Source organism: Catenibacterium sp. co_0103, from assembly GCF_004168205.1.
Taxonomy (GTDB): Bacteria; Bacillota_I; Bacilli_A; order Erysipelotrichales; family Coprobacillaceae; genus Catenibacterium; species Catenibacterium mitsuoka_A.
In genome coordinates this window covers 1-15850 of sequence record NZ_RCYB01000051.1, presented here as the reverse complement: position 1 = coordinate 15850, position 15850 = coordinate 1, and the positions used below count along the sequence as shown (strand labels likewise).

At 34.9% G+C, this 15850-nt stretch carries 14 protein-coding genes; all 14 read right to left on the bottom strand.

Annotated elements, in window-relative coordinates:
* Positions 1–88: 88 nt before the first annotated feature.
* Positions 89–418, bottom strand: a complete 330-nt coding sequence (rbfA, locus tag EAI80_RS08815) for a 30S ribosome-binding factor RbfA (RefSeq protein ID WP_022424338.1) — start codon at positions 416–418, stop codon at positions 89–91.
* Between the two features lie 3 nt (positions 419–421).
* Positions 422–2266 (bottom strand): translation initiation factor IF-2, encoded by a 1845-nt coding sequence (infB, locus tag EAI80_RS08810; protein ID WP_129981738.1) that lies wholly within the window; start codon positions 2264–2266, stop codon positions 422–424.
* Between the two features lie 3 nt (positions 2267–2269).
* Positions 2270–2572, bottom strand: a complete 303-nt coding sequence (locus EAI80_RS08805; protein WP_129981737.1) for a ribosomal L7Ae/L30e/S12e/Gadd45 family protein — start codon at positions 2570–2572, stop codon at positions 2270–2272.
* A complete protein-coding gene (locus tag EAI80_RS08800) occupies positions 2565–2816 on the bottom strand; it encodes a YlxR family protein (RefSeq protein WP_022424335.1) in 252 nt (83 codons plus the stop codon). Before EAI80_RS08800 ends, EAI80_RS08805 begins: the two co-directional genes overlap by 8 nt.
* Positions 2817–2828: 12 nt before the next feature.
* Complete coding sequence (gene nusA, locus EAI80_RS08795; RefSeq protein WP_129981736.1) at positions 2829–4139, bottom strand: transcription termination factor NusA; 1311 nt, start codon at positions 4137–4139, stop codon at positions 2829–2831.
* A gap of 12 nt (positions 4140–4151) precedes the next feature.
* On the bottom strand, positions 4152–4613 hold the full coding sequence (rimP, locus tag EAI80_RS08790; protein ID WP_022424333.1) for a ribosome maturation factor RimP: 462 nt from the start codon (positions 4611–4613) through the stop codon (positions 4152–4154).
* Positions 4614–4726: 113 nt separating this feature from the next.
* On the bottom strand, positions 4727–9058 hold the full coding sequence (locus EAI80_RS08785; protein WP_129981735.1) for a PolC-type DNA polymerase III: 4332 nt from the start codon (positions 9056–9058) through the stop codon (positions 4727–4729).
* Between the two features lie 33 nt (positions 9059–9091).
* Entirely contained in the window at positions 9092–10183 is a 1092-nt protein-coding gene (locus EAI80_RS08780; RefSeq protein ID WP_129981734.1) for a site-2 protease family protein, read from the bottom strand.
* 1 nt (position 10184) lies between these two features.
* Positions 10185–11333, bottom strand: coding sequence for a 1-deoxy-D-xylulose-5-phosphate reductoisomerase (locus tag EAI80_RS08775; RefSeq protein WP_129981733.1), 1149 nt, complete (start codon positions 11331–11333; stop codon positions 10185–10187).
* Between the two features lie 15 nt (positions 11334–11348).
* Positions 11349–12122 carry a phosphatidate cytidylyltransferase gene (locus EAI80_RS08770; RefSeq protein WP_129981732.1) on the bottom strand — a complete coding sequence of 258 codons (774 nt, stop codon included), beginning with the start codon at positions 12120–12122 and terminating at the stop codon, positions 11349–11351.
* Entirely contained in the window at positions 12119–12862 is a 744-nt protein-coding gene (locus EAI80_RS08765; RefSeq protein ID WP_129981731.1) for an isoprenyl transferase, read from the bottom strand. Before EAI80_RS08765 ends, EAI80_RS08770 begins: the two co-directional genes overlap by 4 nt.
* Before the next feature lie 93 nt (positions 12863–12955).
* Positions 12956–13501 carry a ribosome recycling factor gene (frr, locus tag EAI80_RS08760; protein WP_129981730.1) on the bottom strand — a complete coding sequence of 182 codons (546 nt, stop codon included), beginning with the start codon at positions 13499–13501 and terminating at the stop codon, positions 12956–12958.
* Between the two features lie 2 nt (positions 13502–13503).
* Positions 13504–14220, bottom strand: coding sequence for a UMP kinase (gene pyrH, locus EAI80_RS08755; RefSeq protein WP_022424326.1), 717 nt, complete (start codon positions 14218–14220; stop codon positions 13504–13506).
* A gap of 131 nt (positions 14221–14351) precedes the next feature.
* Positions 14352–15683, bottom strand: a complete 1332-nt coding sequence (locus EAI80_RS08750; protein ID WP_129981729.1) for a nucleobase:cation symporter-2 family protein — start codon at positions 15681–15683, stop codon at positions 14352–14354.
* Positions 15684–15850: the final 167 nt, after the last annotated feature.

The following is a 15850-nucleotide window of genomic DNA, read 5'->3' as shown; positions in this document are numbered from 1 at the left end:
AAGAAATAAGGGGTGAGATTCACCCCTTACTGCGTGATAATTAAAATTTAGGAAACCCCTAGTTATTTTAAATTACCGATAGAGACTCTTAGTGTAAGTTCTTAATTAATTCTTCAATACGATTACCATATTCTAATGATTCGTCTACCTTGAAGATTAATTCAGGACATTTTCTGATTTTTAATCTTCTAGCAAGCTGTGAACGGATAAAACCTTTACATCTTTCTAATGCCTGAAGACCTTTACCCTGGTTCTTCATGAATGTCACATAAACTTTTGCGACAGACATATCGTTTGTACAGCTTACTGAAGTAACAGTACACATACGTAAAGCTGGATCTTTTACTTCATCACGAAGAATTAATGATAATTCCTTCATGATATAATGATTCATTTTATCAACTTTTAATGAAGCCATAAATTAACCTTCAACTTCCTGCATAACATATCCTTCAACGATGTCGCCTTCTTTGATATCGTTATAGTTTTCGATAGTTAAACCACATTCATAGCCCTGATTAACTTCCTTCGCATCATCCTTGAAACGCTTTAATGAAGCAAGCTTACCTTCATAAACAATGATACCTTCACGAATTAATCTGATACCACAATCTCTCTTAATAGAACCATCTGTTACATAACATCCAGCGATATTACCAATCTTAGAAACCTTATAAATATGTCTTATTTCAGCCTGACCAGTAACAACTTCTTCCATTTCAGGAGCAAGCATACCCTTCATGGCTGCTTCAATTTCTTCAACCATCTTATAGATTACCTGGTGTAAACGGATTTCTACACCTTCTTCATCTGCTTTACGACGTACATTAGCATCTGGTCTTACATTGAAACCATAAATGATTGCCTTAGAAGCACTTGCAAGAAGGATATCAGATTCAGAAATAGCACCAACAGTAGAACGGATAACGTTAACTCTTGCACCTTCTACATCAATCTTTTCTAATGAACTCTTAACTGCTTCTGCAGTACCATTTACATCAGCTTTAACAATGATGTTTAAGTCAACGACTTCACCAGACTTCATCTGTGAGAATAAGTCATCAAGACTCATTGCTGAAGTAGAGTTTCTTTCTTCTTCAATCTTCTTCTGAGCACGTTCTTCACCGACATGTCTCGCTTCTCTTTCAGTTTCAAATACCATGAACTTATCACCTGCTTCAGGTACATCATTTAAACCAGTAATTTCTACTGGAGTTGCAGGACCAGCAGATTTAATTTCACGTCCACGATCATCAACTAACTGTCTAACACGACCATAAGTCGCACCAACAACAATTGGGTTACCACTTCTTAAAGTACCATTCTGAATTAATAGAGTCGCAACTGGTCCTCTACCCTTATCAAGACGGCCTTCGATAACACTACCATAAGCCATACGCTTTGGATTTGCTTTTAATTCAGCAAGTTCAGCTACAACTGTAACTGTTTCTAATAATTCATCGATACCAATACCCTGTTTAGCTGAAATGTTTACATAAGGAACATCTCCACCCCATTCTTCAGGCATAAGTCCAAGTTCAGATACTTCAGTCATAATACGCTGAGGATCAGCACCTGGTTTATCAATCTTATTAACAGCTACAATAATAGGTACATTTGCAGCTAAAGCGTGGTCTACTGCTTCTCTAGTCTGAGGCATAACACCATCATCAGCAGCAACTACAATAATAACAATATCAGTAATCATTGCACCACGTGCACGCATTGCAGTAAATGCTTCATGACCTGGTGTATCAAGGAAAGTAATCTTCTTACCTTTTACTGATACCTGATAGGCACCGATATGCTGTGTAATACCACCAAATTCACCTTCAGCAACTCTTGACTTTCTAATATGGTCAAGCAATGTTGTCTTACCATGGTCAACGTGACCCATGATAGTAATAACTGGAGGTCTTGGCTCTAAATCTTTAGGATCATCAACAACTTCTAAATCTTCAAAGTTTACTTCACTTACAGGAACAACCTTTTTACATTCAAGACCATATTCCATACAAATAAGTTCAACCTGTTCATCATTTAATGATGAGTTGATTGTCACCATTGTACCTAACATGAATAAAACCTTGATAACATTTGCTGGTGTTTGACCAATCTTTTGAGAAAGTTCATCAACAGTGATGCCTTCTTCATATTCAACAACACCATCTACAACAGCTTTTTCTTCTTTCTTGCTAGGAAAGTTTGAGATCATTTTCTTCTTGTCATTCCCTTTGTTTTTTATGTTTTTCTTCTTTTTTGCCATAAATTACCCTCCTAACTTAGATTTCATACTTTTCGCAAAACCAGCATCAAGTACCGCAATTGCCATTCTATTTATTTTACCAACAGAATTAGATAGCTCTTCACTTGTGCCAGCAACATAATAATCTACATGATAATATGTACACTTATCAATATATTTCTTCTTCGTATTGTCACTTGCATCAGTCGCAATAAGTACAAGACGAGCCTGCTGTGACTGGACAGCCTTTAAAGCACTCTCTCCAGTCGCAAGCTTTCTTGCACGCATCGCAAGACCTAATAAAGAAGCCACCTGCTTATTAAGCATAAGTCTTAAGCTCCTCATAGATTTCTTCAGGAATTTCAGTATCAAGAACTCTATTTAAAATCTTTTTCTTTTTTGCAAGTTCAATTGCATCTAAAGAACGTTTTAAATAAGCCCCACGACCGTTCTTTTTACCTGTAGGATCGACAGAAACTTCTCCTTCTTTATTTTTCACAATACGAATGAGTTCTTTCTTTGGCAGCTGTTCACCAGTTGCCACACACTTTCTTAAAGGCACTTTCTTCATAAAAGATCACCTCTAGTCTTTATAATATTCATCATACTGATCATAATCAATATCTTCATCATATTTAGGATCATGGTCTGGTTCTTCTGAATCATCTTCATCATCAAATGATTCATCATCACCTAAGTCTTCTTCTACCTTATCTTCTTCATTTTCATCTTCATCTAGAGTTAAAATGATAGATTCTTTTTCTTCATCTGCTTCATGTTCTTCCATAGATTTCTTCATCTTTTCAAGAAGTTCCATATCTACTTCAGGTGCATCTAAATCAATACCTTCTTCTAAGATTTCAGATACTGACTTAATATCAATCTTCCAGTTTGTTAATTTAACTGCAAGTCTTGCATTCTGACCACGCTTACCAATAGCAAGAGATAACTGATCATCAGGTACAACAACTAAAGCACTGTTCTTAGAATGATTTAATTTCACTCTTTCAACCTTAGCTGGAGAAAGAGCATGAGAAATGAATGTTACAGGATCTTCAGACCATTCAATAATATCAATCATTTCACCATTTAATTCTTCAACAACATTTCTAACACGATTTCCCTTTGGACCAACACATGCACCAATAGGATCAATATCAGGATTTGCTGTATAGACAGCAATCTTAGAACGTTCACCTGCTTCTCTAGATACTGATTTGATTTCAACAGTTCCCTCGAAGATTTCAGGAACTTCCATTTCAAATAAACGCTTTACTAATCCTTCATGAGTACGAGATACGCTGATATGAGTACCTTTAGTAGTACGTTCTACTTCACTCACATAAACCTTAACATGTTCACCTTCAATTAAAGTTTCACCAGGAATCTGGTCTTTAGATGAAAGAAGTGCACCTGTCTTACCAATGTTGATGATTGCGAATCTTTCTTCTACACGATCAACAGTACCATTGATGATTTCATCAAGTTTATTGATATATTCATTATATAAAGCTTCTTTTTCAGCTTCTCTGATTTTCTGTCTTAATAACTGTTTAGTTTGAATTGCAGCTAAACGACCAAATTCAGAAATATCAGCTTCTTCAACAACTTCATCTCCAACCTGATATTTTGGGTCAATTTCCTGTGCTTCTTCAATAGAATATTCAAAATCTTCATCATTTACATCATCTACAACATAATGAGTTGTAAAGATTCTGATTTTTCCATCATCATCAATCTTACAATCAACGATTGATTCTGCCCCACTATAGTTTTTCTTATATGACTTAGCAAGTGCTTCAGTCAATGCTTCAATTACAATAGCACTATCTAGCCCTTTATCTTCAATAAGATTTTCAAGAGCTGATTTATAACCTTTATCCTTTTTCGCCACGTTTTTTACCTCCTAGAACTTTACAGCGAGTCTGATGAATTTAATATCATCATAGTTTATAGTCATTTTCTTTCTTACAGCTTTCACCATATACTGGATCAATAATTCCTGGCCATCAATAGAGGCTAATGTTCCTTCTAGAGAATCAATTCCATTCTTTGGATTCTTCAAATCAATATGAACATATGAGCCAACATGAGCTTCTACCTGCTCAAAAGTCTTTAATGGCTTTTCAATTCCTGGAGAAGATACTTCAAGATAATACTCATCCTTGATTAAATCAAGTTCATCTAACTTTTCACTCACAGCTTCACTGACTGCAACACAAGTATCCATGTCAAGATTTCCATCATTCTTTTCAATGAAGACACGTAAATACCATTCTCCTTTTTCCTTTACATATTCCATTGAATCAAGATGGCATTCAAATGAAGCAATAATAGGCAATAAGCCTTCTTTAATTTTCTCTAGCATAGAACCTCCTATTCAATAAATAACGAGAGGGTCTCCCCTCTCGTCTTTTGCTAAATCGAGTATAGCACAGTTAAATGTATAAGTCAAATAATGTTGAAGAACACGTAAAAAAACTATAAATCAAAGATTGTAAGCTGATCACTTTCAGAAAAACCATTTAAAACACCCATCTTCTGCAGTGTCTCAATATGTGTTCCTGAAAGACGTGTTCTCTTTTTAATGTCTTCAATAGAAGTGAAAGGTCTCTCCTTTCTTGCTTCTACTACTGAGTCACCAACGGCATCACCTAATCCATCAATAGAAGTAAAAGGAGGAATAATAGCTGCCAGATCATCTGGATGACAAATAAACTTTCTAGAATCAGATTGATCAAGAGAAATCTTACTAAACTTTAGGCCTCTTTCAAACATTTCTAAAGCAACCTCAAATACAGTAATCAAACCTTCTTCTTTATTTGATGCTTTATGTTCAGCCTTTAACTTTAAACATTCCTGATATTTATCATATACTGCTTCTTTTCCAGCAATGAGCGTTTCAATATCATAGAAATCACATCTAGTTGTAAAGTATACAGCATAATATTCTCTTGGATAATATAATTTCCACCAAGCTACACGTATGGCACTTAATACATAAGCGACGGCATGGGCTTTAGGGAACATGTATTTAATCTTTAAGCATGAATCAATATACCATTGTGGCACATTATGTTTCTTCATGAGTTCAACATAACCCTTTTGAGGGAATACTTTAGGTGACTTACCTTTACGTACACATTCCATGATATCAAAAGCATCCTTATTAGGAAGTCCCTTTTCAATTAAGTAAACCATGATATCATCACGACATCCGATAACCTGCTGTAATGTACAAGTACCTGACTTGATCAATGTCTCCGCATTGCCTAGATATACGTCAGTCCCATGAGACAATCCAGAGATAATAACTAATTCATTAAAGCTTTTTGGATGTGTCTGTTCAAGCATGCCACGGACAAACTTTGTACCAAATTCTGGTAACCCTAAGGCACCTGTCTTACAGTTTAAGAAAGATAGATCACAGCCTAATGCTTTAGAACTATTAAATAAGCTCATAACCTTCTGGTCATTTGTAGGAATAGACTTTGGATCAACACCTGTCATATCCTGAAGCATACGAATAACAGTAGGATCAACATGTCCTAAGATATCAAATTTTAATACGTTATCATGAATCTTATGGAAATCGAAGTGAGTTGTACGCCATTCAGCATTCACATCATCTGCAGGATACTGATAAGGTGTAAAGTCAAATACTTCCATGTCATTAGGAATAACGATAATACCACCCGGATGCTGACCGGTAGTACGTTTAACCCCCGTACATCCATTAGCCAGTCTTTGCAATTCAGCACTACGGATATGATCTTCTAAACCTAAGTTTTCAGCATATGCTCTTGCATAACCATAAGCTGTCTTTTCTGCAACAGTAGAGATAGTACCGGCTCTAAAGACATGGTCTTCACCAAAGATTGTTTTAGTATAAGCATGCGCTTGAGGCTGATATTCACCTGAGAAGTTTAAGTCAATATCTGGAACCTTATCCGCATTGAACCCTAAGAAGGTTTCGAATGGGATATTATGTCCTTCGCCTTTCATCTTATGTCCACATACTGGACAGTTCTTATCAGGCAAATCATAACCATCAGAAATAACTCCTTCTTCTAAGAACTCATTATGTTTACAATGAGGACATATATAATGTGGTGCAAGAGGATTTACTTCTGAAATACCAGCCATAGTGGCTACGAAAGATGAACCAACTGATCCTCGAGATCCTACTAGGTAACCTGCTTCATTAGAAACTCTTACAAGTTCTGAAGCGATAAAATAAATAACTGCGAATCCATGTTTGATGATGTTGGATAACTCTTTTTCAAGTCTTGCTGATACAATCTCTGGTAATACTTCACCATATGTCTCATGCGCATTCTTATGACATAATTCTCTAAGTTTCTTATCTACGTTTTCAATTGAAGGTGGATATAATCCTTCTTTTGTGACAATAATATCATCACCAATCATATCTGCAATCTTATTTGTATTAGTGACAACATATTCATATGTATCTTCATCACTTAAATAAGGGAAGCATTCCAACATTTCATCTGTTGTTCTTAAATAAACATCAGGTGTTAAAGCACGAGGATTATTTCTTACAAGGAGTGGATGAGGTTTACCATTAATCTGAATCTTAGAGTTAGTAATAAATACTTCACGGTATACCTTATCTCTCTTATCTAGAAAATGAACATCACCTGTCGCACAGATAAGTTTATTTTCTTCTTTCGCAATCTTAATAATACGCTTGTATATTCTTTCTATATCATCAATAGAATCATACTTACCACGATCCACCAAATACATTGCATCTTCTAAAGGCTGTATTTCTACATAATCATAGAATCGTATTTCTTCTCTTAATTCTTCTTCATCTCTTGTAGAAGCTATTTCAAAGACTTTAGAATTTAAACAGCCACTACCAAAGATTAATCCTTCACGATAGAATTCTAATTCACTTCTAGGAATACGATCACATTGATGGAAATACTTAGTATTCGCAATAGATACAAGTCTAAACATGTTCTTTAACCCTTCAGGTGTTTTCGCAAGAACACACATATGATAAGGGAAAGCATGCTTATAAGCATCTTCTATTTTGATATCATTGATTTCATCAATCGTCTTAAAACCTCTCTTAATTAAATCCTGAAGCATGACATTAAATGAATGACTTAATACTTCAGCATCATAGTCAGCACGGTGAGCCGCTTCTGTATCATAAGGAATATGATAAAAACGACAGACAGCACCTAATCGATAAGAACGCATTAATGGTATGAGACGTCTAGATAAAGGCAATGTATCAATCCAAGGGTTTTTAATATGTTCTTTTCCCATTCTCTCTAATGCCTTATCTAACATACCAATATCGAAACGACCATTATGCGCAATGAGAAGATTATCTCCAAAGAATTCCATTAATTTAGGCATGAATTCTTCAATTGTAGGCGCATTTCTAATATCTTCATTTGTAATAGATGTTAATTCAGTAATCTTCTTAGAAATAGGTTTAGGAGATTTAATAAATGTCTGTAATCTTCCAACCTCTAACCCATTTTTTATCTTTACTGCACCAATTTCAGTAATATGATCGTCTATCTGAGATAAACCTGTTGTTTCTAAGTCAAAAGAAACATAAGTTAAATCATTAAGCTTTAATCCATTCGCATTGAAAACACAATCAAAATTTGTATCAATCATGTTCATTTCAACACCATAGATCATCTTCAACTTGTCTCCTGCTGCTGCCTGTGCATCAGGGAATGACTGCACGTTGCCATGATCAGTTACTGCAATAGCACTCATACCCCATTCTGTCGCTCTTTTAATATAAGAACCAACAGTCGCAATACCATCCATAGTAGACATATTAGAGTGGCAATGTAGTTCCACACGCTTCTTTTCCGCCTTGTCAATACGTGGTTTAGGTGCTGGAATAATTTCTATTTCAGTCGCAATAATCACCTGTTCACGGGCAAAGCTATCATATTCAAAGGTACCTTTGACACGAATCCATTTACCACCTTTTTTTAATTGTTCCATTTCTTCTAATGTATTACGATTCTTATTCTCAAATCTCTTTACCATAATACTATCAGAATAATCAGTGACAAGAAGTGTCTGAATATGTTTACCACTTTTAGTCTGTGTTGTTTCTTCCTGGAAACAATACCCCTGTACAGCTACTTCACGCATTGTATTATCTAATTGACTGATCTGCGTCATGACATATTCTTTCTTATAACGTTTATAATTACCTGCTGGCTTAGAATAAGCAGGAGGTGCATCATTCATCGCTTCATTATATTTTTCAAGTGCACTTGAATCTATATGAACGCCTTTATTTTCTTCCATCTTTGCAATAGTCTGTTGATATTCATGATTATCTGCATCTACCTCAGCTCTTAAATCAATATTAATACCAAAGCCAGATAATAATGTACGCATTTCATTAAGCTGAGTCTTAATAGAATCACATTGAATATGATTAACAGTATGTAATGTCAAAATATTGTCCTTTAAATCCATATCATCTCTTGTCATACTCTGCATTTCAGGTACATTGCCTAATACATGATGCATAATATAATCACTATATTCAATGACATCTTCCTCTCTAAAATGATTAGACGTTGTTTCAAAGAGGAATTCACATGGATAAGGGAATAAATGCTGGGCTTCTTTTAAAGCCTTCACATTATCAAGAGGCATTAATTCTGGTGAACTGATATAAAAGGTATAACGGCTATCATGATGGACAACTACTCTTGTAATATCAGCCTGCGAAAACGCCTGATTTGTATCTATATGTAATTGTTGTAATAAAATACTTAGTTTATTCATAAAATCACCTTTTAAAAAGGAACCGAAGTTCCTTTATTTAAAAAATCGCAGCAGATCCTGATAAGTAACTGCAATCATGAGACCAAATACAAGTGCAAGTCCAAGAACCTGCAATGCATATTTCACCTTCACAGGTACTTCTCTATGGATAATACCTTCAATTAAAGAAAGAATAGCCTGATAGCCATCTAACCCCGGAATAGGCAATAAGTTTAAGATTCCAATATTTACTGACAACATCGCAACTAAATATAGAAGTGTTGTCATAGAACCAGATTCTCTTACCTGTGAAGTGACTTTATAAATTCCCACCGGTCCTGACATCTGCTTAATAGTAGACGCAAAATTCACAATAAGCTGTCCCAATGCATGAAAGATTGCAGTAGACATCTCACATAATTCTTTAAATGTATAGCTGAATGCTTCAGTGACACTCATTCTTCGAGTCACCTGCATAAAGCCAAGAACATAACGCCCCTGTTCTTCATTATATGGACTCACTGCCTTGACCACAATACTATTTTTACCACGTCTGACAGTAATATCTAATGTCGCATTTCTAGAATTAATCTTTAATGCTTTCTTAGTCATATCACTATGAAGATCTTCATAACTTGCGACTGCATACGACACACCAGTCTGCTTACATTCAATATTAGTTATAATGTCACCTTTTTTAAATCCATATTTTGTCGCAGAACCATTTTCTACGAGCGTTCCTACTTCACAACGATTGACATTTACCTGACCACCCATTAAGTTTGCAGATAACATAATGACAAGTGCAAGCATGAAATTCATAAAGACACCTGCAAGCATAATAATAATCTTTTGATATGTCTTCTTACCCTTTAATGTACGTTCTACTGGAACATCCTTAAGTTCTTCATCGTCTTCCTGATCCGCTTCACCTGCCATAGAGACAAAACCACCTATTGGTAAAGCACGAATCTGGAATTCTGTTTCTTTTCCTTTTTTTCCATAAATCTTAGGACCCATACCAATACTAAATGCGCCACAATAAACCTTGAAAAACTTAGCAGTTACAAAGTGTCCTAATTCATGTATGACAATAATTCCTGTAAGAATAAGCAGGAAAACGAGTATATTCAATAAAGTCTGCATCTTATAAACCTACTCTCTTTCTTACAAAAGCTCTTGCTTCCGCATCTATCTTGATCAATTCGTCAAGAGATGGATTTTCAATAACAGTATGTGCATTCATGGCTTCTTCAATTAAATCAACGATTTCTAGGAATTTAATCTTTCCATCACGGAATAACTGGTTGGCTTCTTCATTTGCGCCATTGAAGACACAAGGCATACTGCCCCCTATTCTTCCTGCACGATAAGCAAGAGGTAGTGCCTTAAATCTTTCTGTATCAGGCTTATAGAAATGAAGTGTTCCAATATCTGATAAAGAAAGTCTCTTACTATTAATAAGTGGTATTCTATGAGGATATGTTAAAGCATATTGAATAGGCAAACGCATATCTGGAGTACCTAATTGTCCAATTACTGCAGTATCTGTACATTCAATCATAGAATGTACAACACTTTCAGGATGAATCAATACTTCAATATCATCATAATCTACATCAAAAAGCCATTTGGCTTCCATCACCTCTAAACCTTTATTAACTAAAGTCGCACTATCAATAGTAATCTTTGCCCCCATGCTCCAGTTAGGATGATTTAATGCCTGTTCAACAGTAGCATCCTTTAATTCATCTAATGATTTATCACGGAAACTTCCACCACTACATGTTAAAATTATTTTTGAAATTTCTCTTAGATACTCTCCATGCATTGATTGGAAAATAGCACTATGTTCACTATCTACAGGTAAAAGCTGAATGCCATATTCTTTTGCGAGAGGAATAATAATATGTCCTGCAACTACTAGAGTTTCTTTGTTTGCAAGTGCAATATCCTTACCTGCTTTAATTGCTTCTATAGTTGGTAATAATCCTGCAAATCCTACAATCGCATTAAGAACTATTTCTGTCTCTTCAAGAGTACTAATTTGAATAAGTCCTTCCTGTCCAAGATAAAAATGACGATCTGGATATTTTTCACTTAAATAATCATAATCTTTCTGTTCTAGTACACAAATATGTGGAACAGGAATCTGATTCATAATTTCTTCTAATTTCTTGATATTGTGTCCTGCTGACATTGCAACAATTTCAAATTCATCAGGATGTCCAGTCACAACATCAATTGTCTGCGTTCCAATAGAACCAGTCACACCAAGTACTGTAATTTTTTTCATAGATTGCCTCCTTCATTAGAGTAATGTAAGTAAGAATCCTAAAATCATAGAATTAAAGATGATAGAATCAAAACGATCCAACACACCACCATGACCAGGGAAAATCTGAGAATAGTCCTTTACTTCAAAAGTTCTCTTAATAGAGCTAAATGTCAAATCACCAATCTGACCTGTTGTTGCAAGTACAAAGCTCATTAAGGCAAGATAAGGAAGTGAATAAGGAATCTGAACACAATAAGCATAAGCTAAACCTAATAAGCCACCACATACTATACCACCAATAGAGCCTTCAATTGTCTTCTTAGGTGAAAGACGAGGATTAAGTTTATGTTTACCAATTGCACGTCCCACAAAATAAGCAAATGTATCAGCGCCTAAAGTCGCAAGTGCTAAGAAGATAACATATCTGATATCTAAGGCTGTTCTAAAATAATAAATAGCATGAAGACCAAGAGCTACTAAAGTCGCACTTGTAAAGTAATATGAAATTCTCAAGAAAGGCATACCGGCATCAAATATTCCACAAGTTAATAATATAACCATGTAAATTACAATAAACATATTAGATACAAGTAAACCTTTTGAAAAGAATAATGAACCTAGAATATAAACACCTAGTACTCCATATAAATAGAAATGTGGCTTAGGTTCTTTTGTAATAGATAGTAATTCATATGTAGCCATAGCCCCAATAAAAGCTATAAGGATTTTAAAAGGAATACCACTTACAATAACACACGGTAAAAATAAAACTACTAATACAATCGCTGTTATGACCCTTTGCTTCATTTCTTCACTCCTCCATAACGACGATCTCTATTCTGATATTTCCATATGCATTCATGTAATTTTTCCGCATTAAAATCTGGCCAATATGCTTCATCAAAAATAAATTCAGCATAACTTAACTGCCATAATAAGAAGTTAGATAAACGACATTCACCACTTGAGCGAATCATTAAATCAACAGGCGGTAATTCTTTAGTCATTAAATGAGATTCAAAATAATCTTCTGTAATATTATCTAAGTCAATCTTACCTTCTTTATATTCTTCACAAATCGCTTTAGTAGCTTCAACGATTTCATCACGTCCACCATAAATAAATGCAAAGACAAGCTTTAATCCAGTATTATCTTTAGTTTTAGTAATAGCATCATTAATAATGTCTTGAGTTTCCTGTGGTGCGAGTTTTAGATGACCAATTGTCATAATACGTACATTATTATCCATTAGTTCCTGAAAATATAAAGAGAAGAACTCTTTAGGTAACTTAAAGATATATTCTACTTCACTCTGTTCTCTTTTAAAGTTTTCAGTAGAGAATGCATAGACAGTCATTGCTTTTACACCTAAGTTGTTGGCTTCTAAAGCAAGATTTCTTATTGTTTTAGTTCCTTCATGATGACCATATGTTCTAGGCATTTTTCTTTTCTTAGCCCATCTTCCATTTCCATCCATGATAAATGCGATATGAGCTGGAATTCGATTCATATCTAATGTATATTTTTCTTTTCTTTTAAAAAGCATAATAATCACCTCATAAACCGTATTATAACATAGTGCACTCCATTTTCAAACAGACAAAAAAAGGAGGATTTCATAATCCTCCCAAAAATGACATTAAACTGTCATTAAATCCTTTTCTTTTTCTTTAGCAATCTGTTCAATTTTCTTAACAAATTCATTTGTTAAATCCTGAACATCTTCCTTACCTGCTTTTACTTCATCTTCAGTTTCGCCAGTCTTTTCAACATCAGCATTTGCATTTCTTCTGATATTTCTTAAAGCAACCTTAGCTTCTTCAGCAAGCTTATTTACCTGCTTAACCATTTCTTTTCTTCTTTCTTCAGTTAGAGGTGGAATCACAATACGGATGACTGTTCCATCATTCTGTGGAGTTAAACCTAAATCGGCCTGGTAAATACCATGTTCAATATCCTTCATAGAATTCTTATCATAAGGCTTAATCACTAACTGACGACCTTCTACAACTGAAATACCAGCAACCTGATTAAGTGGAGTTGGTGAACCATAATATTCAACCATAACTCTATCAAGCATGCTTGGATTAGAACGTCCAGTTCTAATATTAACTAATTCATTAGAGAAAGCGTCAATTGATTTCTCCATCTTTTCTTTTGCTTCTTCAAGTACTAATTCTACCATTATTATTCTCCCTTTGAAATAATTGTGCCAGCTACTTCCTGTTTACATGCTAACGCAATATTTCCTTCTTTCTGCATATTAAATACACTTAAATCAATGTTGTTGTCTTTACATAATGTAATAGCTGTCTGATCCATGATCTTTAAATCTTTATTAAGAACATCTAAGTAAGTTAACTTATCAAACTTAACAGCATTTGGATCTAACTTAGGATCAGCTGAATAAACACCATCAACACCATTCTTAGCCATCAAGATAACATCTGCATGAATTTCAGCAGCTCTTAATGCAGCAGTTGTGTCTGTAGTAAAGTATGGACTACCTGTTCCAGCTGAGAAAATAACAATACGACCTTTTTCAAGATGACGTACAGCTCTTCTTCTGATATATGGTTCAGCTACTTCTTTCATATCAATAGCAGTCATAACACGTGTTTCAAGACCAATTGACTCTAAAGCATTCTGTAAAGCAAGACCGTTCATAACAGTTGCAAGCATACCCATGTAATCTGCACTTGCTCTTTCCATACCCATATCGGCACCAGTCTTACCTCTCCAGATATTACCGCCACCACAAACAATCGCAATTTCAACACCTAGATCTTTTGCATCTTTGATCTGCTGTGCAATGTCTTTAACTACAATAGGATTAATACCAAAGCCCTGATCACCAGCCAAAGCTTCACCACTTATTTTTAATAAAACTCTTTTATAATTCATATGGATCTCCTTCTGTAAAATCTACAAATTAATTATAAATAGAATTAAGTTTTTAGTCAACAACGAACTGATGCCACAAAACTTACTCCTCAAACAAAAACTTCCTGATTAAATAATCAGGAAGCATTATACTATGAATTCGTATTTTTTGGTAAAATTAAGTTTAAAACAATAGCTGTAATAGTAGCAAGGACTACTGGAGACTTACCAAAGATAGTTGTCACCCAAGATGGGAATGATGCAAGTGCTGCATTCGCCTGAGTAACACCCATACCAAGTGCAACAGCTAAACCAACAACTGTAGTATTTCTGAAATCCATTGGATGAGATGCAATTAATTTAATACCAGTCATCGCAATAGATGCAAATACAGAAACAGTGGCACCTCCAAGAACGCAATAAGGAATGGTAGTTAAAAGTGATGAAAACTTAGGAATAAGCCCTGCAACTAAAATAATACTAGCTGCAATTCCAAATACCTTTTTAGATACAACTTTTGTTGATCCAACAATACCAACATTCTGACTATAAGTTGCAGTTGGTAAACCACCAAAGAATGCACAAAAGATATTAGTTAAACCATAAGCAACAATACCACCATTTAATTCTTCATCAGTAGGCATACGATCCATACCACCTGTAGTAGTGGCAGAGAAATCACCAATTGCCTGAATAGAGTTTATTGCGAATAATACCGCAATTGCCACACATGCTGCTGGATTAAACTTCACACCAAAATGCATGAATTGTGGTAAAGCAAACCATGATGCATTTGCGACAGCTGAGAAATTGATCATACCAAAGCAGAGAGCAATAATATAACCAACAATAATACCAATTAAAATAGAAGCTAATTTAAAAATTCCTTTACCATAATGATTCAAGAAAGTAACAACAGCTAATGTAATAAAAGCAATAAGCCAATTCTGCCAAGAACCATAACTCTTAGAAGCTGCACCACCAGCCATATAATTAATAGCTGTAGGATACAATGATAAACCAATTGAGAATACTACTGTACCAGTAATAAGTGGTGGAAAGAATTTTCTAATCTTCTTTACAAATAGTCCTACAATAACAGCAACAATACCACCAGCAATCTGTGCGCCTAAAATGGTTGCAATATCAAATTCACCAGCAATTGCCTGCATAGTAGGTAAATAGGCAAAACTAATACCCATGATAACAGGTAATCCTGCCCCAATTGCAAGTTTTTTCTCTCTTAATAACGGAAAAACCTGAAATAATGTAGAGATAGCAGACATTGTAAGTGCAGCCTGAATCAGAATAACTGAATCACTCGCTGAAAGTCCTGCAACTCCTGAAATAATAATAGCAGGTGCAACACATCCGACAACCATGGCCACAACGTGCTGAAGTGCTAAAGGTAAAGCTTGTGATGTAGAAGGCTTTCCGTCTAATTTGAAAAGTTCTTCTGACATACTAGTTTGATCTTTACTCATATTTCCTCCTCATTTGTATACAAAAAATACAATTCAGATAATAACACGTAATTGATTATTGTGCAACGGATTTATTATTATAAGAAAATAATAGGGTAGACAGGAAATAATATCAATACTGAGATTAATTATTATTTCTGTGCCTCCCGTTGCACCGTACGTACGGG